This window comes from Robinsoniella sp. RHS (assembly GCF_001029355.1).
GTDB classification, from domain to species: Bacteria; Bacillota; Clostridia; order Lachnospirales; family Lachnospiraceae; genus Robinsoniella; species Robinsoniella peoriensis.
This window is the reverse complement of sequence record NZ_JNGB01000025.1, coordinates 1-24,487: the sequence shown is the minus strand read 5'-3', so window position 1 is coordinate 24,487 and position 24,487 is coordinate 1. Positions and strand designations below refer to the sequence as shown.

Here is a 24,487-nt window from a genome sequence, read left to right as displayed (position 1 = left end):
AAAAAATGTTCAGTCATTTTATACAGAAAAAGTTTAAAAACATGCATGTTGCAGGGACGTCATTCATATAGTATAAGGTGGAAGATAGGGGGATTTTTCATGAGATACACCACGTATTATGAAGAAAATGAAACAGTTAGAAAAGATAAGTACGAACAAATGAAACAGGCTGCGCTTACAGGCCAGCCGAAAAAGAAAATTGAAAAATACAGCCTGAAGAAACTGAGGTTTATGCAGACCGGAGTAGCAGGGGAGCTACACAATGACACGGTGCCAAAATACTATATCTGTATGAAGAACGACGACGAAACCCAGATTTATATAGAGAAAAAATATATACAGAATGAAATTGTATATAAGAGATGCGTAAAGATAACAAGAGAAGAAGCGCAGAGGATATTAAACCAGGATGTTGAATGGATGAAGGGACATAAAAAGCAGCTGCTATCTGATTTCTATCTGCAATACACACTTAACAGCCTGCGGCCGAAGCATATAACAGAATATCAAAGAGAAATGATGAATTATAAGAAAGGTTACATCACGTTTGCCCATCGAATCAGCCGAATTGCAGGCGGTGAGGTGGATATTTTTGGAAGTGATGGAATACCGATCCAGTGTCTTTCAGAAGACCGGGTTAATGTGAGTTATAAATGGGAAGTCACGCTTCCACAGATGATTATGAATTTGATCCAGACGGCGGAAGAACCGGCAGATGATTTAGCATTTGCATTTTAAAGGATAAGCAAGGAAAACGGGAACATAATTTCTCAATATCAGAGGAAAAACCAGATAACCTATTTTTTGTGGTTATCCGGTTTTTCTTTTTCTTTTCCCTTTTTTGAAATCCGGTAAAAAAGAATGTAGCCATACAGCAGGACTGGAACAATGATTGTACATGCTACAGAGATGCGGAACATGTCATAGGCGAAGTCACTTTTTAAGAGTGAGAATATAAGTGTGCTCAGGTAAAGGGCTACCAGCAGTACAATGCCGATCCAGGCCAGAATTTGTTTCTTTTTCATAGTTTAGATACCTCATAACGTTTTGAAATATTATACAACAGTTGGGGGGAAAAAGCAAATAGTTGGTATTTTGCCTCTTGTTGTATTTTTTCCTTGCTTTTTAGAGTAAAATTTTGTACAGTAAAGATATGCACGGAAGACATACATTAAAGAGAATTGAGGTTTGACAACATGATACGTTTTAATTGTGACTATGCAGAAGGTGCTCACGAGAATATTTTGAAGAAACTGATGGAAACGAATTTGGAGCAGACACCTGGATATGGGGAAGACAGATATTGTGAAGAGGCCGGCAGGCTGATCAGGGAAAAGTGCAAAAGAGAGGATGCAGATGTACATTTTTTAGTAGGAGGCACCCAGACAAATCTGACTGTGATTGATGCTGCACTGCGTTCTTACCAGGGTGTGATCTCTGCGGTATCCGGACATATTAATGTACATGAGACAGGAGCCATCGAAGCCTGTGGACATAAGGTACTGGTTTTGCCAAGTGATGATGGAAAAATTCAGGCACAGCAGATTGAAAAGCTTTATCGGGATCATGTGGAAGATGAGACACATGAACATATGGTCCAGCCTAAAATGGTGTATATATCCAACCCAACAGAGAATGGAACTATTTACAGCAAAAAGGAACTGACTGAGATTGGCAGTGTCTGCAAAAAATATGGATTGTATTTATTTATGGATGGCGCCAGACTCGGATACGGGCTTACGGCGAAAGGAAATGATCTGGATCTGCCAGATGTTGCCCATATCTGCGATGTATTTTACATTGGCGGGACAAAAGTAGGAGCTTTGTTTGGAGAGGCGGTTGTCATTACTAATCCGGCACTAAAAGAAGATTTTCGTTATCTGATAAAACAAAAAGGCGGAATGCTGGCAAAGGGACGTCTGCTGGGTATCCAGTTTGGTGAATTGTTTCGCGACGACCTCTATTTTAAAATAGCAGAGCATGCCAATGAGCTGGCAATGATGCTGAAAAATGCATTACTGGAAAAAGGATATCCGTTATTTATCGATAGTACAACGAATCAGCAGTTTCCGATTATGGAAGACAGCTTTTTGGAAACGTTAAGAGAGAAGTATAGTTTTGCTTATATTCAGCGTTATGATGATACGCATAGTGTTGTGCGTTTTTGCACTAGTTGGGCGACGAAAGAGGAGGATGTCCAAACATTGATTTCAGATTTATAGACTACGATAGGAGAAAAAGGGGAATGTCAAAAAGAGGTGACGAGAGCGCAAAGTTTGGAAGCAGACTGGGTTTTGTTCTGGCAAGTGTCGGATCAGCAGTAGGAATGGGAAATATATGGATGTTTCCTTATCGTGTTGGGCAATATGGCGGAGCTGCATTTTTAATTATTTATTTTTTATTTATAGTATTATTTGGAATGGTTGGATTATCGGGAGAATTTGCCCTGGGGCGTCTCACCGGTACCGGACCCGTTGGTGCATATGACTATGCATTAAAATCCAGAGGAAAAAAGGGCGGTAAAATACTGGGCAGTATTCCCCTTCTGGGATCTCTGGGTATCGCAACCGGTTATGCCGTTATTGTAGGATGGGTGCTGCGCTACCTGTTTGGGGCGGTAACCGGAAGTTTTTTAAATACAGAGTCAGAACAGTATTTTAGTGAGATTACGGGAACCCTTGGAAGTATTCCATGGCATACCGTTGTAATCTGTATCACCGTCATTATCTTAATTGGCGGGGTATTAAAAGGCATAGAAAAAGTAAACCGGATTATCATGCCTGCATTTTTTATTTTATTTGCGATTGTGGCAATACGTGTTTTTTTCCTTCCGGGATCTATGGAAGGGTACCGATATCTGCTGATACCCAAGTGGGAGAAGCTTCTTGATCCTATGACCTGGGTAATGGCCATGGGGCAGGCATTTTTCTCATTGTCAATTACCGGTTCCGGAATGATTATATATGGAAGTTATTTAAGCAGAAAAGAAGATATACCAAAGGCATCCATGCAGACGGCTCTTTTAGATACCTGTGCAGCTCTGCTTGCGGGATTTGCAATCATTCCGGCAGTATTTGCATTTGGAATGAATCCAAGTTCCGGACCGCCGCTGATGTTTATCACTCTGCCGAAGGTATTTGCCCAGATGCCGGCGGGAAGACTGATTGCTGTATTATTCTTTATTTCCGTTTTATTTGCCGGAATTACCTCTCTGGTTAATATGTTTGAGGTATGTGCAGAAGCGGTAATGAAGCAGCTGAAAATGAAAAGAACGGCAGCAATCCTGATTGTGGGAGCCATTGCTCTTGCAGTTGGTTTATTTGTAGAAAACGAAGCATATCTTGGTACGTGGATGGATATCATTACGATTTATGTTGTTCCATTTGGAGCAGTGATGTGCGCAATTATTATTTATTGGGTACTTGGGACCAAGAAGATTGACGAAGAATTAAATTTGGGACGAAAGAAGCCGGTGGGTAAAATTTTTGATTTTACTGCGAAATATGTTTATATTTTTCTGGCTGTCCTGGTACTGATTTTAAGTGTTGTATACAAAGGAATCGGTTAAGCATGAAAGTCAATTTTAAATATAAGCTCTAAAAGGATACCGTAAGAGAAATCGGCAATGTCACCTGAAACGTGAAACTACTGGGAAACAATTGAAATGGAGGAATCTTATGGAAAATAGTACGGTATATTATGATGGACATAGTTTAAAAAGTAAGGAAATTGCAAAGATGTTTCAAGAAAGAAACGAGGGTGTACTGCTTGTAGAGGCATCTTCTGTTACAGAATCCATCGTTTATGAAGAGAATAAAACAGTCGGGTTTATATTTGCAAGTGTAAAGGGGCACCTGCCGGATTGCATTAAGCAGATGCTGGGCCGCCTGGTGGTTGATAAACAGGCATATATTTACGCATTTGTCGTAGGCGGGAATCATGAAATCAGAGTTATCAAAGAAATGAATGAAATTCTGAAACACCGCGGCATGAAGCTTGCCAGTGCCTATGCGGAATACATTCTTCAGAGAATATCGGCAAATGAAGTAAAGCAGCTGGAAAAAATTGAAGAAGATGTAAAAAGCCAGCGAAGGCTGTTGGATGAATTTCATGACCAGATGGCAAAGGCAAATAAAGATGATGTGAAAAAGCAGTTAAAAAGAGATATCAGGGACTATATCAAGTTTAAGATTAAAAAGAAATTTTAAAAATACCGGGCCCGCCGCGCTGTTGCGGCCGGACCCGGTATTTGGGGGAGGATAAGTATTAATTTTCTCTTTTGTAGATGTTAGTAGTATGAGCAGAAATTTGGTTTCTATACAATTTTTTTATAAAAAATAAAATTCTTTTGAAAAATAATCAAAAGTGTTATATACTATACGTGTTATGATTACGAATATGAAACAAAGGATGGATTAGATATGGGATTATTACAGGATTGGAGAGACGTAGCATACTCTCAGGAAACAGATAAGAAGCAGCTTCAGAAGTTTTGGACTGATTATTTTTTAATTGAAAAAGGAATCTATGAGAAATTATTGGCTAATCCGGAAGAAGTGGTAAAAGGTACCGTTAAGGATTTGGCTGAGAAGTTTGAAATTCCGGTAATGACAATGGTAGGCTTTCTGGATGGAATTGATGAAAGTTTGAAAGTGAAGAATCCAATTGAAGAAATGGATGAGAACACTGAGGTAAACTTAGGTTTTGATAAAGAGCTTCTTTACAAAAATATGGTAGACGCAAAGGCTGACTGGTTATACGAGCTGCCTATGTGGGATGAAATCTTCGATGAAGAGAAAAAGAAAGTGCTGTATAGAGAAGCAAAGAAAGCAAATACGATTGTCAAAGGCAAGAAGATTGGAAGAAATGATCCATGTCCTTGCGGAAGTGGTAAGAAATATAAAAAATGCTGCGGTAAAAACGCATAATAAAAACCGGGTGAAAGCGAGTAAGCTTTTCATCCGGTTTTGGAGTATCCGGCTGCATTTACCTTGTAGTTATGGGATGCCGGTTGTTTCGGATGAATAGATTAGGATAGAATCGAAAGGAGAAGCACAGCTGTTGATGCCGCTGTGTTTCTTCTTTTTTTTATGGACGGTATTGAAGCCGGTATTGTTCCGGAGTCATGTGTTCATATTTTTTGAAGATACGGAAAAAATATTTTACATTATCATATCCGGATGCTTTGGCGATCTGATACATCTTTTTGTCTGTTTCAGAGAGCATTTGTTTAGCTCTGGCGATCCGTATGGTGTTCAGGCAGTGTACAAAGGTCTCTCCGGTACGTTGTTTGAATAAATGGCTGCAATAACTGCGGTTCAGGTAAAAAAGTGAGGACAGGAACTCTATGGTCAGATTATTCTGGTAGTGGCGCTCCATGTAAATCTTCATCTTTTCTATGATATCATCTGTGGCATATATATTATCTGCTTTAAAAAGGGAGGCGATATTCTGGTAAAACTGCTGGTAGTAATCTTTTATTTCCGGCAGGCTGAACATATTGTTGAGAATATTCTGCATACTGCTATTAGCGGAGGACGGGTTTATCTGGTCAAAGTAGGTACTCATCATATAGCGTGTCTGGTCAGCCAGTGAAAAACAGAATACTTTTATATCATAGAGACTGCAGTCAGGTATTGTAAGAAAATAATTAAAAAGTTCTTCTAAAAGCGCTTCTGTCTGGGGAATCATTCCGGCTTCGATACGGAATAAAAATTCTTCTGTTTTATCCCAGGTAATAATAATCGGTTCCCGTTTCCTGTTCAAGGAGAAAAAAGCCGTTGAGCTGCCGGCTACAGTTTTTGTATTCAGAGCGGTTACTGTTTCCAGGAAAGCAGTATTCAGTTCCAGAAGAGAATGGTGTGTCCGGCTGCATCCGAATAAAACAGTTATTTGTGAAGAATATAAAGTGTTGTTTAGCTGCTGGATCAGCTGCCTGCACATTTCCTCAGAGCTTAAGACGGAATGTTCCGGTTTGAACAAAATAAAAAATCCCAGGTTTTGGTTGGTTGTGTGTTCCAGCAATAATGCCAGGTCTCCAAAAGAATTATCGGACAGGAAAGCCTCCAGCATAGTAAAATCAAGGGCGGTCTGAGAATAGACCGTGATCATAACCAGGTGGTGGATCTGGTTAATGAAGTTCAGGCGTTTGGAAGTAATGGAGAAATCAGAGGTATGGTAACCCATAATCATATTTTGCAGCATTTGTATATCGTATTTATAACGGGCCTGTTCTTTTTTCTCATCTGAGGAAACGAGACGGTTTTGTATGGATTGATGGTCATTCAGCTGCTTTACGGCATTCATGACAGCCTCGGTCAGGGCTTCCTTGCCAAAGGGTTTTAGCAGATAGTCAACAGCCTGGGCGGCAATGGCATGCTTCATATAGTCGAAGTCCTTATAACCACTGATGACAATTGCTTTTATATGAGGGAATCTTTGGGTAAGCAGTGTTAAAAAAGCTGTTCCGTCCATGAGGGGCATTTTCATATCGGTTATCACGATATCCGGATCGATGGACTCAATCAGTGAGAGAGCCTCCTCGCCATTAGAGGCCTCGCCGGTACATAAAACCGTATCCCGGATCGAAGATAATTTCTTGATAATTCCTTTGCGGATCAGTGATTCATCATCAATTACAATATAAGTGTACATAGAATCCTCCTAACAGTTTAGTTTGGGGAGCTTAATCAGTATGGAAGTTCCCTCGTTCTTTTGACTCTGGATCTTAAGTCCGTATTCATCTCCGTAATATAACTGTATCCGGGTATGAATATTTTTAATACCGATACTTTGTTTGTTCCGGTGCCCCAGCTCCGTGAATTCAGCTTTCTGCTTTAAAACCAGGTTTAGCTGTTCAAGTTGTGGCTCATCCATACCAATCCCATCATCACTGACTGTAAAATAAATGAAGGAAGATTCCGTCCAGCAGTCAATGCGGATAAAACTCCCGTACTGGCAATAATCCAGACCATGGTAAAAGGCATTTTCCACCAGAGGCTGGAGAATCAGCTTAAGAACCTGAAATTTGAGTATTGCTTCCGGAATATTTATGATCATACGAAAACGGTTTTCAAAGCGGATCTGCTGAATTGAAATATAATTCTGGACGTGCTTCAGCTCTTCCTCAATCGTAACCAGTTCACACTGTGTTTTAATACTGTAGCGGAACATGTCTCCCAGGGCAAGTGACATGGTTGCAATACTTTCCACTTCCTCCAGTTCCGCAATGCTGTTGATGGATTCCAGTGTATTATAAAGAAAATGGGAATTAATCTGAGCTTCCAGGGATTTCATCTGAGAGTCCAGAGAGATTAGTTTGTTTTGTAATTCTTTTTCTATGTATTCGCTCAATGTCTCGATCATGTGATTATACTCATTGTACAGGATCCCAATCTCATCGTTCCTGTTCAGGTAGTGGGAAGCGGTAAGAAGCTTCTGGTTTTTGGAGTCAGCCATCTTGCTGCTCAGGTAGGTGACCGGCCGGGACAGTGAGTAGGAAAAAAAGAAGGATAGTATGATAAAAACACCTGCGCAAATACCTGCAATTGTCAGGATCATTACTCTAGTCGCATCAAACTCTTTATAAAGAGATTCATAATTTACGGTAAAAATCAGCTGCAGATTGTCAGAAGGAAATTCTTTAATCAATGTATGGCTGTTTTTCGGTGTAAAGCTTTTTTCCGATGAAGCAGGATCGCTATAGACCACGTTATTGGTGTCTGATTTAACGGTAATCATTGATGTTTCATTCAGCGTATTTACCTTAGAAAAATCAAAAACAGCCGGGGAGCAGTCGATCAGAAGAACACCCAGGAATTTCTTGGAATATCCGTCATAAAGGGCTTTGGAAAAGGAAATGGAGGGTCTGCTGTTAATCAGAAAATCTTTCTTGGATATCCCGTCTATATAAAAGGAGCCTTCCAGACCTATCGTTTTTTCGTACCAGTCTTCCTTTCGTGGATCATAGCCGGGGAATACATCAATATTACTGTTTAATCCATAACCCAGGGTAGGACCACTGGGCGTAAAGACAAATATACCGTTTATGAATTCGCTGCTATAGGTTACGTTTTTCATAATGAAATGTATGTTCTGATTACTTTGGAATATGTCGTAAGTAGAATAACCTTCGGAATCTCCGGCATATTTTCGAAGTTCTTTATTTAAAGATATCTGATCAGATTCGCTGTGGAAATTGAAGAGATCTCCGATATGTTCCAGTGATTTGAGGTTTGTCTCCAGCTCTTCTCCGGATTTTTCAAATATGTTCTCAGTAATGCTGTTGATCTGTTTGTCAATCAGTTTGGTATACCGGGTATAAGTAAATGTGGTAATAAAGATAACCGGTATTATGGATATCAGAAGAAATATGATAAGAAACTTATGCTTTAGTTTCATTCCGCTCCCCTTTCCTGTATATAATGATATTAAATGTTGAAGTTTGTCAGATATGGTCTTTTGAAAAGAAGTATATCACAAATTATGTTCAGGGTAATGATAATTTTGTCATATTACCTGGAAAAAATTTTGAATAACAAAAGAACGAAAGAATCCCGATAGTAGAGAAAAATTGATCCAACAAATGTGCACCATTACTTTGAACAAATGTATACCGGCAATATGGTATGATAAAACCATGAAGAAAGTTATTCATAGGAGGAAAACAAAATGAAAATGAAAAGATTTTTAGCTTTAGCCCTGACGGGAAGCATGATAGCCCTTTCCTTAGCGGGCTGCAAAGACACCAAAAAAGCAGAAAGCAGTAAGGGGGCAGAGACCGCCACCGTAAAGCAGGAGGAGAGCAAAGCATCGGGGGATAAGACCGTAATCACTATGATGTATTCCGGTACACCCGCTGATCCGGATTTCGAAACAGAAATTTTACCGGGGCTTGTGGAAAAGGAATTCCCCAATATAAAACTGGAAGTTACAAAGCTGCCGGATGACCAGTACTACACAGCTTTGAAGACGAAGCTGGCATCGGGAGAGTGTCCGGACATTATTCTTGTGCACCCTAAGTATGCGGGAGCAAATGGGGTAATCAATCTGGCAAAGGCGGGATATCTGGAACCGCTGACAGATCTGAAAGTGCTGGATAAGGTAGGAGAGGGAGCAAGAGATGCATTCACCTATGATGGAGAAATCTATGGAGTAGGTTCCAACGTATCTATGCTGGGAACTTATTTCAACAAAGATATGTTTGAAAAACACAATCTGGAGATCCCCAAGAACTGGGATGAATTTTTGAATTGCTGCAAAGTTCTGAAAGAAGCAGGGATTCAGCCAATTGTCATGGGCGATAAGGATATGTATGTGATGCAGTTTGGTCTCTATCAGATTGCAGCCAGCAAAGTATATGCCAAGAACCTCAAGTTTGATGACCAGCTCCGAACCGGAGAAACGAAGTTTACGGATAAGGACACCTGGGATGAAGTAATATCTATGTATAAGACGCTGTATGATGAGGGCTATATTGACAGCTCATCACTTGGACTGAGCGCGCAGCAGGCAATCCAGAAATTTGTGGACGGGGAGGCTGCTATGACATTTGACCATAATGGAGATAAAAAATCCTTGTGTGCAAAAGGTGCAGTCGATTTTGAACGGGGATACTTCCCACTGCCGGGAAACAGCGCGGATGAGGAACTCTGGGCATCAATGTCTATCGGAGCTACGCCGGCTATTTATTCCGGTTCCAAACACATAGAAGAGAGTAAAGCGATTCTGGAAAAATGGTTTGATGGAGAGTCTGAGATCTGGAAGAGCATGGTGGATATGGGGAATATTGTAGTTACTTATGGTTATGGATCTGAAAATGTGGATGAGTTCTGGAAACCGTTTATGGATTTGTATAATGAAGGAAAGTCCTCTTATTGGTGCAACCAGGGCTGGCCATCGGGAACCGAAAACGAGATGGAAGCATTGTTCTCTGAAGCGATCGGCGGACAAGGGACTACGGTAGATGATATTGTAAATGGAATGCAGGCGAAATTTGAGGAACTATATACAGAGTAATAAGCTGATTGAGATGTGGCAGAATTCCGGAGGGAGCCTGTAAAGCCTCCCTCTGACTTGCCGGAAAGGATAATTATGAAGAAAGCAAAACGAAAAACCCTTGTATTTCCCAACCGGATGTATGTATTTGTGATTCCGGCACTGATCTTGTTTGTGATCTTTTGGATCGTACCGGTACTTCAGCTATTTTACTATAGTGTAACAAACTTTAATGGAATTAATAGCGATTATGATTACGTGGGATTTAAAAACTATCTGACTTTGCTGAAAGATGGTTCTATGATAAATGCAATTAAGAACACGTTGATTTATGCAGTTGTGGTAGTTGTTCTGAATAATCTGCTGGGACTGGTGATTGCCATGGCACTGAACGTAAAACTTAAGGGAAAAGCATTATTCCGGACGGTATCCTATATTCCGGCACTGTTTAGTGCCATCGTGGTAGGTTTTATCTGGTCATATGTTTACATGCCGGATTCAGGTATGATTGCATCAGTAATGAAGGCAGTCGGATTAGACGGATCATCCTTTAATGTACTGGGCAATTATAAGACAGCCTTATATGCCATTGCTATGGTTGAAGTATGGAAAGGCTTCGGCTCTACCATGATTATTTATCTTGCGGGACTGCAGACGGTAGATGACAGCCTTCTGGAGGCCGGTAAAATAGACGGGTGTTCGGAATGGCAGCTGATTCGAAAAATTAAGCTACCGCTGATCTCGGCAACAGTCACTATCAATGTAATTCTGGCTGTAATCGGTGGTCTGAAAGCTTTTGATTATTCTTTTATCATGACAAATGGAGGACCGGGAAAATCAACAAATACCCTGATGTTTTCCATCTATAGAATTGCGTTTAATGATCAGATGATGGGAAAAGCCAGTGCATTCTCTGTGGCTGCATTTGCGGTCATCATCCTGATTACCGTGTTCATGCTGTTCTACATGAATAAAAGGGAGGTGGAATTATGATGGGAAGAAGGAGAAAAACATATAAAGAAGTGGAAGCAAAGGTTAAACTTTCACCGATGGTTTTCATTCTCTATATTATGCTGACCTTATTTTGCTGCCTTATTATTTTCCCTCTTTTAATCGTATTGTCCAGTTCCCTTAGAAGTCCCGACAATATGATTTCACCTTTGCTTTTATTTCAAGAGTTTTCGTTAGACAGCTATATAAATGCTTTTACAAAGATGAAGTATCCCAAGCAGCTGCTGAACAGTATCATGACAACAGGGGGATCAGTGTTTCTGGTTGTAATGTTTTCCACAATGGCGGCATATCCAATTTCCAGGATTAAACAAAAGACCAGCCGGTTCTTGTATTACTTCTTTATAGCAGGCTTAATTATACCATCCCAGATGGTCATCGTTCCAATTGCCCAGATGTTCGGACGCTTATCGCTGCCTAACACCAGGTTTACGCCAATGATCATGTTTATCACCTGCAGCCTTCCATTCTCTATTTTCTTACTGACGGGTTTTATGAAAGGGGTTCCTGTTGAAATTGAGGAATCTGCTTATATCGATGGATGCGGTCTGTGGAAACGTTTCATAAGTGTAGTTTTCCCTTTGCTAAAACCGGCTGTTGTATCGGTTGTGATCACACAGGGTATGTGGATTTGGAACGATTATTTTTATCCAATGATCTTCATATCAAAATCGGATCAGTACTCCCTGCCGGTAGGAATGATACAGTTTCTGGGAGATCGTGAAAACCCGGCGCAGTGGAATACCCTGTTTGCAGCCTGCGTGCTGTGTGCGCTCCCGCTGATCCTTTTATTTGCAGTGCTGCAAAAGCAGTTTATCAATGGAATAGCAGCCGGAGCAGTTAAAGGCTGAGTACAGGTTTTTATATTTAAATAAAATACTGATTTGTAAGCAGGCAGCTTCCGTTAAACCAGATTCAGTTTGGCTTTAACGGGGGCTGCTTTTTGCGTGAAAGAACCCATCTTGCTGTATAAATATGAAAAATTTAAGAAATGTTTAAAATATATGGTGTATTGGTCAGATTGACAGACCTTGTAAAATACAGTAAACTGAAGAAGATATCGTAAATAATTATAGAAAATAATCATAAATAAAAGGAGGCATAAAAAACAATGCAGATTTTATGGTTGATTTTAGGAGCAGCATCATTGCTATATTTTGTGATTTTAGTCAGCGTAGGAATGGATTTTTCAATTATATGGCTTTGTGGAGCGGCCGTGTTTTTTGGACTTGCCTTTTTCAGTCATTATTGTAAAACCCATCCGGGTGTACATCTTTTTCCCTCGTGGTGCAAAGTGATTTTTGGCGGGGTATTGGCAGTGGGACTATTTGTGTTCTTGCTTGTGGAAATATTTATTTTTACCGGCATGTTTCAGCATGGTGAAAAGAATCTGGACTACGTGGTGATTCTGGGAGCCCAGGTGAAAGGGGAAGTACCCAGTAAAGCATTGACATTGCGTCTGGAAGCAGCAGCAGAATACTTGAAAGAAAATACGGACAGCAAGGCCGTTCTTTCCGGCGGAAAGGGTCCGGGGGAAAATATCACCGAGGCAGAGGCAATGAGACGGTACCTGTCAGCTGAGGGAATCGAAGAAAGCCGGCTTATTTTGGAAGATAAATCTACCAGCACGGAAGAAAATTTAAAATACAGTGCACAGGTAATTGGAAGTAAAGATGCCAAAGTCGGTATTGTAACAAATAATTTCCATGTGTTTCGTGCAATGCAGCTGGGGGAGAAACAGGGATATACAAATCTGTCCGGAATTGCGGCGGCTTCCGATCCAAGATTTCAAGTCCATTATCTGTTGCGGGAATTTTTTGCTTTGGTAAAAGAAAAACTGGTTGGAAATATTTAAATTAATTTCAGGTGTTGACAAATGAAGCTTAAATGCTATAATCAAGGGTAGATAATGTTAATACGTTGAAGAGAAGAGTAAAATGCGGAATAACCCAGAGAGGGATTGGTGCTGGAAATATCCTGTTAGGAAACATTTGAAAACTGCCTCTGAGTGACCCTAATCCGGTCCGGTGATCCCGTTATCATCAAAATGAAGTGGTTTCTTAGAAACAATCAGGGTGGAACCGCGAGTAAGAATACTCGTCCCTGGATCGTACCGGCAGGTATGGTCCGGGGACTTTTTGCGTGGAAATACTATCCCTGTACAAAAGTAAATCTGTGTAAATGATACTGTATATCTGGTATGCAGTAAGAAAGCCTGCGTGATACATGTTGTTAAAGCTGAAATAAAAAAGAAAGGTAACCACATTTTAATTTGTGGCGTGCTGCAGAAAAGCCTGCAGCATGTAATGGGTAGTAAAATGATTATTACATTAAAAGATGGATCAAAAAAAGAATATGAAGAAAGTAAATCCGTACATGATATCGCTTTGGATATCAGTGAAGGACTGGCAAGAATGGCATGTGCCGGAGAAGTAAATGGAGAGGTTGTGGATCTGCGTACAGTCGTAGACCGGGATTGTGAACTCTCTATATTAACTGCAAATGATGAAAAGGGATTGGCGGCGCTGCGCCATACCACGTCCCATGTGCTGGCAGAGGCTGTAAAGCGCCTTTATCCGGAAGCAAAACTGGCAATTGGGCCATCTATTGACACCGGTTTTTATTATGACTTTGATCATGAGCCATTCTCCAGAGATGACCTTGATAATATTGAAAAAGAAATGAAGAAAATCATCAAAGAAGGAGCAAAGCTTGAGAAATTCACTTTGCCAAGAGCAGAAGCGATTCAGTTTATGGAAGAAAAAGGTGAGCCTTACAAAGTAGAATTAATCCGGGATCTTCCGGAAGATTCAATTATCTCTTTTTATCGTCAGGGAGATTTTACAGATCTCTGTGCAGGACCTCATTTAATGAGCACAAAGTCTATCAAAGCATTTAAACTGACGTCTTCTTCCGGTGCATATTGGAGAGGAAACGAAAAAAATAAAATGCTTGCACGTATTTACGGAACAGCATTTGCGAAAAAAGATGAATTAAATGCATATCTGTTACAGATGGAAGAAGCAAAAAAACGTGACCATAATAAACTGGGCCGTGAAATGGAACTTTTCACTACGGTAGACGTAATTGGTCAGGGTTTGCCCCTTATTATGCCTAAGGGAGTAACCATCATCCAGACATTGCAGAGATGGATCGAAGACGAAGAAGAAAAAAGAGGTTATGTGAGAACGAAAACACCATTAATGGCAAAAAGTGATCTGTATAAGATTTCCGGTCACTGGGATCACTATAAAGATGGGATGTTTGTTCTGGGAGACGAGGAAAAGGACGACGAAGTATTTGCACTTCGTCCGATGACCTGTCCATTCCAGTATTATGTATATAAAGCAAGCCAGAAGAGCTATCGTGATCTGCCGCTGCGTTATGGCGAAACCTCTACATTATTCAGGAATGAGGAATCCGGAGAAATGCATGGACTTACCAGAGTACGTCAGTTTACTATTTCTGAAGGACATTTAATCATGACTCCGGAGCAGATACACGAAGAGTTCAAAGGATGTGTAAATCTGGCACTGTATTGCCTTAAGACTCTGGGATTGGAAAATGATGTAACATACCGTTTGTCCAAATGGGATCCAAACAATACAGAAAAATATATTGGAGATGCAGCATATTGGGAAGAATCCCAGGGTGTAATGCGTGAAATGCTATTAGAGCTGGGACTTCCATTTGTAGAAGCCGATGGAGAAGCAGCATTCTACGGACCAAAACTGGATATCCAGGCGAAAAATGTCTATGGAAAAGAAGATACCATGATTACGATTCAGTTAGATTTTGCATTGGCTGAGCAGTTCGATATGTATTATGTAGATAAAGACGGCGAAAAGAAACGTCCGTTTATTATCCACAGAACAAGCATGGGCTGCTATGAAAGGACACTTGCATGGCTGATTGAAAAATATGCAGGAAAATTCCCTACATGGCTGTGTCCGGAACAAGTACGTGTACTCCCGATATCTGAAAAATATCATGATTACGCAAAAAAAGTGGAAGACCAGTTGAAATTAAACGGCATCCGCTGTACAACAGATGAACGTTCCGAAAAGATTGGTTATAAAATCCGTGAAGCCCGTCTGGACAAAGTGCCTTATATGCTGGTAGTAGGTGCGAAAGAAGAAGAAGACGGCGTAGTTTCTGTAAGAAGCAGATTTAAAGGGGATGAAGGGCAAAAAGCCCTGGATACTTTTATAGATGATATCTGTAAAGAGATCCGTACAAAAGAAATCCGTAAAATCGAAGTGGAAGATTGATCACGCTCTAAAATATTAACGAATAAAAAATCTAAAAAGGCAGATACTATCCCAAATAAATCAAAGGAGGTAGTATCATGCCATTATTAGTATGTTCCGCTCAAAGTTGTGTCTATAACGATGCAGAGTGTTGCTGCAAAGGTGATATCCAGGTTGGTGGAGACCATGCAGAAAAATGCCAGGAAACATGTTGTTCCAGTTTCAGGGAAAGAAAAGGTGACAATGCCAGAAGTTCCATGGGAACTCCATGTCAGAAGATTGATGTAGACTGTGAAGCACGTAACTGCACATTCAATGAATCCTGTAAATGCAGTGCAGATAAGATCGGTATAGCCGGTGCAGCTGCAAAGCATTGCGACCAGACAGAATGCGCAAGCTTCGAAGAAAAATAATTTGTGAAGTATAAGGAAAAGCGGCTCGGAAGTTAGAGCTGCTTTTCTGATGTACGTGTTAAAATAATAAATTAATAGTTGACAATAAATTTTGAATGTGGTAAAGTAAATAAGGTTACAAGAAATCAAAGTAGAGTATCCACTCTCACCGTAGCACAGAGGTGACTATCGGTTAATATGTTACATAGGAACGTTCTATGGGAATATTATGTGGATAGTCTATCTATCCACTTTTTTTATGCGGATAATTAGCAGCGAAGTGGTATTTATTTCAAGCATTTTATGGAGGTGCAAGACAATTAGCGAATTAATGATTAACGAGCAAATCAGAGACAGAGAGATCCGTTTGATTGGTGAAAACGGAGAACAATTAGGTGTTATGCCTACAAAAGAGGCAATGAGACTGGCTAAAGAAGCAGAATTAGACCTGGTTAAAATCGCTCCGACAGCGAAACCGCCTGTTTGTAAGATTATCGATTACGGAAAGTATCGTTACGAACTGGTGAGAAAAGAAAAAGAAGCGAAGAAAAAGCAAAAGGTTATTGATGTAAAGGAAGTTCGTTTATCGCCAAATATCGATGTAAATGACTTGAATACAAAAGTAAGTGCTGCCAGAAAGTTTATTCAAAAAGGCAACAAAGTAAAGGTAACACTTCGTTTTAGAGGTAGAGAAATGGCACATATCCAGAGCAGCAGGCATATTCTGGATGATTTTGCAAAAGAACTTGAAGACATTGCAGTAGTGGATAAGCCGGCCAAAATGGAAGGCAGAAGCATTATGATGTTTTTAACTGAAAAACGTAGTTAAGAATTTTTTAGTTAAAATAGATAAGTCTAAATATAAGGAGGAACATATACAATGCCAAAGATCAAAACAAGCAGAGCAGCTGCGAAACGTTTCAAAAAAACAGGTACAGGTAAATTAAAAAGAAATAAAGCTTATAAGCGCCATATCTTAACCAAAAAATCTGCCAAGAGAAAAAGAAACTTAAGAAAAGCAATCATCACAGATGCTACAAATTTCAAAAACATGAAGAAGATTTTACCTTATTTATAAGAGTAGGCGAAGGAGGAAATAAGACATGGCAAGAATTAAAGGCGGAATGAACGCTAAAAAAAGACATAATAGAACATTAAAGCTGGCAAAAGGTTACAGAGGTGCCAGATCTAAACAGTATAAAGTAGCAAAACAGTCCGTAATGAGAGCATTGACAAGCTCTTATGCAGGAAGAAAAGAAAGAAAACGTCAGTTCAGACAGTTATGGATCGCTCGTATCAACGCAGCAGCTAGAATCAACGGATTATCCTACAGCAAATTTATGTATGGATTAAAACTTGCTGAAGTTGAAATGAATAGAAAAATCTTAGCTGATATGGCTGTTAATGATGCAGAAGGTTTTGCAACACTTGCAGAACTGGCTAAATCTAAATTGGCATAATAGTGTTTTAGATACCCCGGGGATACTTAATCTTCGGGGAATTTTGTCGTAAAAAGACGATCGAATTCTTTGAAAAAGTGCGAAAACCCTCTTGACATATTTCATATAAGGTTTATAATATGATTTGTATTCCTCGATAGCTCAATGGTAGAGCATTCGGCTGTTAACCGAAGGGTTGTTGGTTCGAGCCCAACTCGGGGAGTTTTTGCTGCTTATTTTTTGAGTAAGAGAATTTCATAATGAAGATTATTTGCGGAAGCCTAAACATTTTATGTGGTTGGCTTCCGTTTTTTGTACGATAAATAGTGGTCAGGCCGTAATCAGATCTAATTATAACCTGTTTTCCAGTTAAAAAACCGAAAGATTTACAAAAGAAGATAAAATATTACCACAAATCGATAAAAATTTCTATTTTAAATACAAAATAAGATTGGTAAAATAAGATTAAGAAGAAATAATACAGAATAGAAAAATAGAACACAAAATAAAGTACAAGATAAAGTACAAGATAAAGCACAAAATAAAGCACAAGATAAAGCACAAAATAAAACACAGACAGGAGGGCATCAGATGTACAGTCACGAAATTGATTCATATCTGCGAAGCAGAAACTGGGAGCTGAATCCCATAGAGTATATGAATATTATAAATGTTAATGCAAATCCTGAATTGGATCACATTACTTATAATCATAAAGATAATGACTACAAAGTATGGACAAAGAATGGTTATGCATGGACAATTAAAGTAATACCGTCGTAAAAAATAAATTCAATTAAGAAATCCTGAAGACTGGTTTACAATCACTGTCTTCAGGATTTTTTGCGATTAATATGAAAATTTAATTCTTTCTGTGATTAAGTATAAAAAAATATGTCTATCATATTATTATAAATAGAGAAGTGTATTCTTACAGGGGGATTGTCATATGGGTCTGGAGATATTGATGGGATTCGGGTTGTTTTTTGCCGGAATGGCGAGCGGCGTTTTTGTAATAGCCTTATGTCAGGTATCCGGTAATTCAAAAGACAAAGATCAGGAAGATCGGGAGCAAATAGAATATTTGCGTAAATACAACAGTAAATAAGATTCTTGGATACTATATGAGAAAGAAAGCCGTATTAGCACAGATAAAGGCTCTAAAGTGGTGCCGGGGGGCTCCTGACAGGTAGGGAAACAAAAGAAAAAGGAAATATCATATTCTGCCCTGTTGGGGGAAGTGTATATCTTCTTCCGGCAGGGTTATTTTATAACAAAAAAATTTTTGGGTTATAACATAAATTTCTATATTTAGATTATTGCGAATTTTGTATAAATATGTTAATATACAAATTATATTAGCGGAAGCTGGTATATTTCACAACTCGTTCAGTCTGGTAAAACCCCACGACGTTACCAGTCTGACTCCCTCAAAAATAAAAAAGTAATGTGGCTGCCGTACATCTTAAGGATTTACGGCAGCCACATTATTATTATTCCTCTTCCGATTGTTCGTATGCAACGATGGCAATTTGTTTATTTAACTTATTACTGATAGTGCTTTCTAATGCATCAATATCACTTTTGCAGGATTCATTAATATCTGCAAACGTATAATCATTTTTATTAGTATTTTTAGTTTCCATAATACACACTCCTTTTTTGAGATAGTATTTCGTAATTTATAGTTTATTATGCATGGGAAAAAATGGACAGAAAAAAAGTAAAAAAGGTCCATAAAAAGAGGGAGGCCAGTACTGTTAACAGTACTGGCAGAGTTATGAAAAAGATTTTATATAAACCAATAATAGGATAGTTGTTTGTCGAAGTCCAGCGGCAGCTCACATAACAAGGTGTTAGGTAAAACCGCTGTTCTTCATTTGATATATATAGTATACCGAAGATTTGTGTCCGAAGTGTGGCAGAGAAATAAATGATTTATAAAAAAGCTTTAGATTGTATTAAGAAATTGGTAGGGAAATATGAAATAGATAGAGTCTGGTTCTCATAAATACTTTCCGCTTATGCTGACGATACCCATTAATTTTTACGGATTTCAACCTGATAAATCGGACTGGGTGGTCATGGTTGGCTCGTGGCTGCGATATTTTTTTATATCTCTGAACGGAGGGAGAGCCCTGTACTGTGAGTACAGGGCTGAGTTATGAAAAAGTTTATGTTAACCAATATTGTTTGGATAATTGTTAGTCGAAGTCCAACGGCAGTCCACGATAGGTAAGCTAATTTATTTATGTTGTGAAACCGCTGTCCTTCATTTGATGATATTAGTATATCGAATATTTGTGTCAAGATTATGACGTGGGAATAAAGCATTTCTAAAAAAGCTTGTGATTCTATTAAGAAAATTATATGGAAAATGAAAAGATTGGGTTATGTAGCCCGCTATGTGCCCTTCATCCTGGACCAATCTCCTACAAACTAATCTCGTAACCTGAGAGGGGGGAGTAAAAAATAGCACAGTTTGATTGAACAAAAAAAGAATACCCAATAAATTAGGTATTCTTCTCAAAATTAACTATGCGGGAGATGGGACTTGAACCCACACGTACATGCATACACAAGATCCTTAGTCTTGCCTGTCTGCCAATTCCAGCACTCCCGCCTATGTAGTTATATCCGCTGTGATGTGTTTCTCTCAGCTGCGAACAGATAGAATTATAGCATTGGTAGGAACAGATGTCAACACTAAAATCGAAAAAAGTTGAAAATTTTTTATTTGTATAAATTTTTGAAAAAATTTAAAATTCTTGTTGACAAGTGGTTACAAATATTGTATTATATAGCATGTAAGTTGCGCAAGTAACTACATAGAACGCGGAAGTGGCGGAATTGGCAGACGCGCAGGCTTCAGGTGCCTGTGGTAGCAATATCGTGTGGGTTCAAGTCCCATCTTCCGCATCAAAGAAATATTGGGTTTTTATATAAGAGTAGTCTTCCGAAATGGAGGGCTATTTTTTGTTTTACGTATGATTGAAAAGTATGGGGGTACCATATACTTGATCAATACACTGGGGATAGATTTGTTATATCCGATAGGAACGGAAGAACGTATTCTATGAAATTTGTAATGCATAATCGATAGGAACTGCAACTTATAATATGACGGTTACTGCTTCTGAGTCCGGTTTGGGAATCTTATAAGCTTATGGTTCGGTGATACGTTTTTGGCAAATGAGGAACTGCATGACTGGTTAATAAATACAGAAGGGGCATGGCCTCGTGGAGTTTGCCCTCAAAATAGTCTCCTTTATAAATGGAATTCATGCCCATAAAGTAGAAAAAAACCACATAATACGACACTATAACAGAAAAAAGATGCAAATATACCATTTTGCATCTTTTTTTGCGCCTAATTTTGAAGGAGTTTACAATTGATAATTCGATAGATAAATGATATACTTATGGATAAGTTAAATTGATAAATAAAGAAGAATGATTGAATTTAGAATGGAGAACAGGATGAAGAAGCTAGACGATTATGTAAGAAGTATCCCGGATTTTCCGGAACCAGGAGTTATTTTCAGAGATGTTACCAGTATTTTGCAGGATGCAGACGGATTGAAGCTTGCAATTGATTCCATGCAGGAATTAATTGGAGATATACCGGTAGATGTAATTGTTGGAACAGAATCCAGAGGATTCATTTTTGGAATGCCCCTGGCATATAATTTGCATACTTCCTTTGTACCTGTGAGGAAAAAGGGGAAATTGCCCTGTGAGACAATTTCTGAGGAATATGACCTGGAGTATGGCAGTGCCGAAATTGAAATTCACAAGGATGCGGTTAAGCCTGGACAGAAGGTTGTTATTATTGATGATTTAATTGCTACAGGCGGAACTATAGAAGCCAGCGTGAAGCTGATTGAAAGTCTGGGCGGAGAAGTAGTCAAGATTGTATTTTTAATGGAACTTGCAGGGCTGAAAGGCAGAGAACGTCTGAAAGGCTATGATGTTCAGTCTGTGCTCTGCTATGAGGGTATATAGACGCAAAACAGCAGCGAATATAACAATTAGAAGACGGTGATATGAATGCCAATGAATGGGACGATTAAAAATGAAAAATTAGATAAGATTAAAAAGGCGGATGCCATTATAAAGGGCATGGCTGATTTTACGAGCCCGGATATCCTGTATGATGAGCTGATCAGCAGTGTTAGAAAATATCATCCGTCTACCGATATCTCGATGATCGAAAAGGCGTATCATCTTGCGAATGATGCCCATCAGGATCAGAAGAGGAAATCAGGAGAACCATATATTATCCATCCTTTAAGTGTTGCAATCATACTTGCGGATCTGGAACTGGATAAAGAAACCATTGTAGCAGGACTTCTGCACGATGTGGTGGAAGACACGGTTCTGACTTCCGATGAGGTACGCAGGGAATTTGGTGCAGAGGTGGAACTTCTGGTGGATGGCGTAACCAAACTGGGGCAGTTGTCCTATTCAGCAGATAAAGTTGAAGTTCAGGCGGAGAACCTGCGTAAAATGTTTTTGGCAATGGCGAAAGACATTCGGGTTATATTAATTAAACTGGCGGACAGACTGCATAACATGCGGACTTTGAAGTATATGAAGCCGGAAAAGCAGAAGGAAAAAGCAAGGGAAACCATGGATATTTATGCACCCATTGCCCAACGGCTTGGTATTTCCAAGATTAAAGTGGAGCTGGATGATCTTTCTTTAAAATATCTGGAGCCTGAAGTGTACTATGACCTTGTGGAAAAAGTTTCACTGCGTAAAACGGAGCGGGAGCAGTTCGTGCAGAGTATTGTCGATGAAGTCAGCCTCCATGTAGAAAGTGCCGGGATTAGGGCGCAGATTGATGGAAGGGTGAAACATTTCTTTAGTATCTATAAGAAAATGGTCAATCAGCAGAAGACGATTGAACAGATCTATGATTTGTTTGCAGTTCGGATAATTGTGGACACAGTGAAGGATTGTTATGCAGCTCTCGGGGTAATTCACGAGATGTATAAACCGATTCCGGGGCGTTTTAAGGATTACATTGCGATGCCTAAGCCCAACATGTACCAATCCCTGCATACCACCTTGATTGGCCCCAGCGGTCAGCCTTTTGAAATTCAGATCCGTACATTTGAAATGCACCGGACAGCAGAATTTGGTATTGCTGCCCATTGGAAATACAAAGAAAGCTCCGACGGTAAAAAAGGAGTGGCTGAGCAGGAAGAAGAAAAATTAAGCTGGCTGCGTCAGATTCTGGAATGGCAGCGTGATATGTCTGACAATAAAGAATTCATGAGCCTGTTAAAAAGTGATTTGGATTTGTTTGCCGAGAATGTATACTGCTTCACACCTGCGGGAGATGTGAAGAACCTTCCAAATGGTTCAACACCAATTGATTTTGCTTACAGTATCCACAGTGCAGTTGGGAACAAAATGATTGGTGCAAGAGTAAATGGCAAGCTTGTGAATATCGATTACGTGATTCAAAACGGAGACCGTATTGAGATTGTGACTTCACAAAATTCCAGAGGTCCAAGCCGTGACTGGCTGGGGATTGTAAAAAGTACTCAGGCAAAGAACAAGATTAACCAATGGTTTAAGAATGAACTGAAAGAAGATAATATTATTAAAGGCAAGGAAATGTTTGCACAGTATTGCAAATCGAAAGCAATTGTACAAAGCGACATTACTAAGCCGGCATATATGGAAAGTGTGATGCGTAAATATGGTTTCCGGGACTGGGAATCTGTATTGGCGGCCATCGGCCATGGCGGACTGAAAGAGGGCCAGGTGGTGAACAAACTTCTGGAGGAGTATCAGAAGCAGCATAAGAAGCAGATCACGGATGAAAATATTATTGAAGCAGCAGAATCAAAAGAAAAAGTCCGCATTGCCAGAACGAAAAGCGGCATTGTCGTAAAAGGCATTCATGATGTTGCTGTACGTTTTTCCAAATGCTGCAGCCCTGTACCGGGAGATGAAATCGTTGGATTTGTTACTAGAGGAAGAGGTGTGTCAATTCACAGGACAGATTGTGTAAATATTATTAATCTGGGTGGAGAAGACAGGGTACGTCTTATTGATGCTGAATGGCAGGAGCCGGAGGAAACCGGATCTAATGGACTTTATACTGCAGAGATTAAGATCTACGGTAATAACAGAACCGGACTTCTGGTAGATATATCCAGGATTTTTACCGAACGTAAGATTGATGTTACCAGTGTAAATTCCAGAACAAGCAAACAGGGAACGGCAACCATTGCCATGAGCTTTGATGTGCCGGGACGGGAAGTTCTAAACAGTCTTATTGAAAAAATCAGACAGGTGGAAAGCGTGATTGATATTGAACGTACCACCGGATAAGGAGTAGGTTGTATGAGTAAGCTGCATATCGAGAAGATGGTGCTGGGGATGGTGCAGACCAATTGTTATCTGGCAATCAACGAAGAGAACAAAGAAGCTGTTATTATCGATCCGGCAGACAGAGCACAGGCGATTATACAAAAGATAAAAAGCCTGCAGGTTAAAGTGGCAGCCATTTTATTAACCCATGGTCATTTTGACCATACTGGTGCAGCTATGGATTTGAAGAAAGAGCTCCAGGTTCCGGTCTGTGTATTAGAGCAGGAAAAGGCGGTCACTGAGGATAATCATTTAAACTTATCCTCCATGTTTGGACTGCCGTTTGTGATTAAGGCAGACCGCTATTTTAAGGATCAGGAAGAAGCAGAACTTGCGGGCTTCAAAATCAAAGTATTGCATACACCGGGACATACAAAAGGCGGGGCATGTTATTACCTGCCGGAAGAAAAGACCTTATTCAGCGGGGATACATTATTTCGTGAAAGTATAGGCAGAACTGATTTTCCAACCGGAAACCAGGCGGAATTATCACGATCGGTAAAAGAGCTTTTAAACACTTTGCCGGAAGATACGCAGGTCTGCCCAGGGCATGAATCTATGACAGACATCGGTCACGAAAAAAAGTATAATCCTTTTGCTTAATATCGTTTTACAGGAGAAAATGATGATTGCAGTACAATTGAATAAGAGAGATTTCGAATATGATATCCATTCACTGGTGAGAGCATTCTATCCGGGGGTGGATGTACCTGTCTATTACGGGGAAGATCTGGTGGAAGGGTCTTTTGATTTTTATATCATGATATCCTACAGTGACACCGGCATTGCTATAACATTTTATGGACCGGATCGGGAAAAGCTGGATGGACGAAGCATTCAGCTGGATTATTATGCCAATCGTAAGGAAACAAAGAACCGGCTGAAACGCCTGCTTTATGAAATGCTTAGAGAACGTTCGGGTCAGGAACTGCCCTGGGGGACGTTGACAGGCATTCGCCCTACGAAGATTCCAATGGCTCTGTTAGAACAGGGACTTAAGAATACTGAG

The 24,487-nt window shown here is 39.7% G+C and carries 23 protein-coding genes, 3 tRNA genes, 1 pseudogene and 1 other annotated feature; of the genes and pseudogenes, 22 read left to right on the top strand and 5 right to left on the bottom strand.

All coding sequences use genetic code 11. The features are described from left to right. Window positions 1-99: 99 nt before the first annotated feature. On the top strand, window positions 100-738 hold the full coding sequence (locus tag RHS_RS13385) for a VTC domain-containing protein (protein WP_044293081.1): 639 nt from the start codon (window positions 100-102) through the stop codon (window positions 736-738). Window positions 739-797: 59 nt separating this feature from the next. On the opposite strand, the gene RHS_RS13380 is transcribed toward RHS_RS13385, so the two are convergent. After that, a complete protein-coding gene (locus tag RHS_RS13380) occupies window positions 798-1,025 on the bottom strand; it encodes a hypothetical protein (protein WP_027293572.1) in 228 nt (75 codons plus the stop codon). Window positions 1,026-1,196: 171 nt separating this feature from the next. Here RHS_RS13380 and RHS_RS13375 point away from each other — a divergent pair, with 171 nt between their 5' ends. The 4 genes from RHS_RS13375 to RHS_RS13360 all read left to right on the top strand — a co-directional run bounded on the left by RHS_RS13375 (window position 1,197) and on the right by RHS_RS13360 (window position 4,928). Then, complete coding sequence (locus RHS_RS13375; protein ID WP_044293080.1) at window positions 1,197-2,222, top strand: low specificity L-threonine aldolase; 1,026 nt, start codon at window positions 1,197-1,199, stop codon at window positions 2,220-2,222. A gap of 23 nt (window positions 2,223-2,245) precedes the next feature. Beyond that, window positions 2,246-3,568, top strand: a complete 1,323-nt coding sequence (locus RHS_RS13370) for a sodium-dependent transporter (RefSeq protein ID WP_027293574.1) — start codon at window positions 2,246-2,248, stop codon at window positions 3,566-3,568. A 109-nt stretch (window positions 3,569-3,677) separates the two neighbouring features. Next, complete coding sequence (locus tag RHS_RS13365) at window positions 3,678-4,208, top strand: hypothetical protein (protein ID WP_027293575.1); 531 nt, start codon at window positions 3,678-3,680, stop codon at window positions 4,206-4,208. Window positions 4,209-4,421: 213 nt separating this feature from the next. Further along, complete coding sequence (locus RHS_RS13360) at window positions 4,422-4,928, top strand: SEC-C metal-binding domain-containing protein (protein ID WP_027293576.1); 507 nt, start codon at window positions 4,422-4,424, stop codon at window positions 4,926-4,928. A gap of 160 nt (window positions 4,929-5,088) precedes the next feature. On the opposite strand, the gene RHS_RS13355 is transcribed toward RHS_RS13360, so the two are convergent. Together RHS_RS13355 and RHS_RS13350 are read right to left on the bottom strand one after the other, a co-directional pair. After that, complete coding sequence (locus RHS_RS13355; protein ID WP_047833484.1) at window positions 5,089-6,654, bottom strand: response regulator; 1,566 nt, start codon at window positions 6,652-6,654, stop codon at window positions 5,089-5,091. A 9-nt stretch (window positions 6,655-6,663) separates the two neighbouring features. Continuing rightward, window positions 6,664-8,400: a sensor histidine kinase gene (locus RHS_RS13350; RefSeq protein ID WP_047833483.1), complete on the bottom strand. Its 1,737-nt coding sequence runs from the start codon at window positions 8,398-8,400 to the stop codon at window positions 6,664-6,666. A gap of 270 nt (window positions 8,401-8,670) precedes the next feature. Between RHS_RS13350 and RHS_RS13345 the strand changes: the two genes are divergently transcribed. The 12 genes from RHS_RS13345 (at window position 8,671) to RHS_RS31000 (ending at window position 18,196) form a co-directional block, all read left to right on the top strand. Further along, complete coding sequence (locus RHS_RS13345) at window positions 8,671-10,017, top strand: ABC transporter substrate-binding protein (protein ID WP_047833482.1); 1,347 nt, start codon at window positions 8,671-8,673, stop codon at window positions 10,015-10,017. 75 nt (window positions 10,018-10,092) lie between these two features. After that, complete coding sequence (locus RHS_RS13340; RefSeq protein WP_047833481.1) at window positions 10,093-10,989, top strand: carbohydrate ABC transporter permease; 897 nt, start codon at window positions 10,093-10,095, stop codon at window positions 10,987-10,989. Next, window positions 10,986-11,858 carry a carbohydrate ABC transporter permease gene (locus RHS_RS13335; RefSeq protein WP_138002413.1) on the top strand — a complete coding sequence of 291 codons (873 nt, stop codon included), beginning with the start codon at window positions 10,986-10,988 and terminating at the stop codon, window positions 11,856-11,858. The genes RHS_RS13340 and RHS_RS13335 overlap by 4 nt, the downstream gene beginning before the upstream one ends. A 260-nt stretch (window positions 11,859-12,118) precedes the next feature. Continuing rightward, window positions 12,119-12,862: a YdcF family protein gene (locus RHS_RS13330; protein WP_044293076.1), complete on the top strand. Its 744-nt coding sequence runs from the start codon at window positions 12,119-12,121 to the stop codon at window positions 12,860-12,862. Window positions 12,863-12,918: 56 nt separating this feature from the next. Next, window positions 12,919-13,115: a binding site (T-box leader), on the top strand. Between the two features lie 210 nt (window positions 13,116-13,325). Continuing rightward, window positions 13,326-15,278, top strand: coding sequence for a threonine--tRNA ligase (gene thrS, locus RHS_RS13325; RefSeq protein ID WP_027293583.1), 1,953 nt, complete (start codon window positions 13,326-13,328; stop codon window positions 15,276-15,278). 77 nt (window positions 15,279-15,355) lie between these two features. Then, window positions 15,356-15,670, top strand: a complete 315-nt coding sequence (locus RHS_RS13320; protein ID WP_027293584.1) for a DUF1540 domain-containing protein — start codon at window positions 15,356-15,358, stop codon at window positions 15,668-15,670. Between the two features lie 310 nt (window positions 15,671-15,980). Then, window positions 15,981-16,478 (top strand): translation initiation factor IF-3, encoded by a 498-nt coding sequence (infC, locus tag RHS_RS13315; protein WP_027293585.1) that lies wholly within the window; start codon window positions 15,981-15,983, stop codon window positions 16,476-16,478. A gap of 51 nt (window positions 16,479-16,529) precedes the next feature. Then, on the top strand, window positions 16,530-16,727 hold the full coding sequence (gene rpmI / locus RHS_RS13310; RefSeq protein WP_027293586.1) for a 50S ribosomal protein L35: 198 nt from the start codon (window positions 16,530-16,532) through the stop codon (window positions 16,725-16,727). Between the two features lie 25 nt (window positions 16,728-16,752). Further along, window positions 16,753-17,109: a 50S ribosomal protein L20 gene (gene rplT / locus RHS_RS13305; RefSeq protein WP_027293587.1), complete on the top strand. Its 357-nt coding sequence runs from the start codon at window positions 16,753-16,755 to the stop codon at window positions 17,107-17,109. Window positions 17,110-17,239: 130 nt separating this feature from the next. Continuing rightward, window positions 17,240-17,311 (top strand) — tRNA-Asn (locus tag RHS_RS13300). A gap of 368 nt (window positions 17,312-17,679) precedes the next feature. After that, on the top strand, window positions 17,680-17,871 hold the full coding sequence (locus tag RHS_RS13295) for a hypothetical protein (protein WP_027293588.1): 192 nt from the start codon (window positions 17,680-17,682) through the stop codon (window positions 17,869-17,871). Window positions 17,872-18,037: 166 nt separating this feature from the next. Beyond that, window positions 18,038-18,196: a hypothetical protein gene (locus RHS_RS31000; protein WP_156042854.1), complete on the top strand. Its 159-nt coding sequence runs from the start codon at window positions 18,038-18,040 to the stop codon at window positions 18,194-18,196. A 385-nt stretch (window positions 18,197-18,581) separates the two neighbouring features. Here the strand turns inward: RHS_RS31000 and RHS_RS30995 are convergent, their stop codons facing one another. Both RHS_RS30995 and RHS_RS13290 read right to left on the bottom strand, forming a co-directional pair. Further along, the gene (locus tag RHS_RS30995) at window positions 18,582-18,734 is read right to left on the bottom strand and encodes a hypothetical protein (RefSeq protein ID WP_395022336.1); all 153 of its coding nucleotides are present in this window, start codon (window positions 18,732-18,734) and stop codon (window positions 18,582-18,584) included. Between the two features lie 893 nt (window positions 18,735-19,627). Next, window positions 19,628-19,711 (bottom strand) — tRNA-Leu (locus RHS_RS13290). Window positions 19,712-19,923: 212 nt separating this feature from the next. Between RHS_RS13290 and RHS_RS13285 the strand changes: the two genes are divergently transcribed. The 5 genes and pseudogenes from RHS_RS13285 to RHS_RS13265 all read left to right on the top strand — a co-directional run. After that, a tRNA-Leu gene (locus RHS_RS13285) sits at window positions 19,924-20,007 on the top strand. Between the two features lie 561 nt (window positions 20,008-20,568). Then, complete coding sequence (locus RHS_RS13280) at window positions 20,569-21,093, top strand: adenine phosphoribosyltransferase (RefSeq protein WP_027293589.1); 525 nt, start codon at window positions 20,569-20,571, stop codon at window positions 21,091-21,093. A gap of 45 nt (window positions 21,094-21,138) precedes the next feature. Continuing rightward, a complete protein-coding gene (locus RHS_RS13275) occupies window positions 21,139-23,439 on the top strand; it encodes a bifunctional (p)ppGpp synthetase/guanosine-3',5'-bis(diphosphate) 3'-pyrophosphohydrolase (protein WP_027293590.1) in 2,301 nt (766 codons plus the stop codon). A gap of 12 nt (window positions 23,440-23,451) precedes the next feature. Then, the gene (locus RHS_RS13270; protein WP_176731119.1) at window positions 23,452-24,081 is read left to right on the top strand and encodes an MBL fold metallo-hydrolase; all 630 of its coding nucleotides are present in this window, start codon (window positions 23,452-23,454) and stop codon (window positions 24,079-24,081) included. A 19-nt stretch (window positions 24,082-24,100) separates the two neighbouring features. Further along, a pseudogene (locus tag RHS_RS13265) lies at window positions 24,101-24,487 on the top strand (coproporphyrinogen dehydrogenase HemZ); the annotation flags it as partial.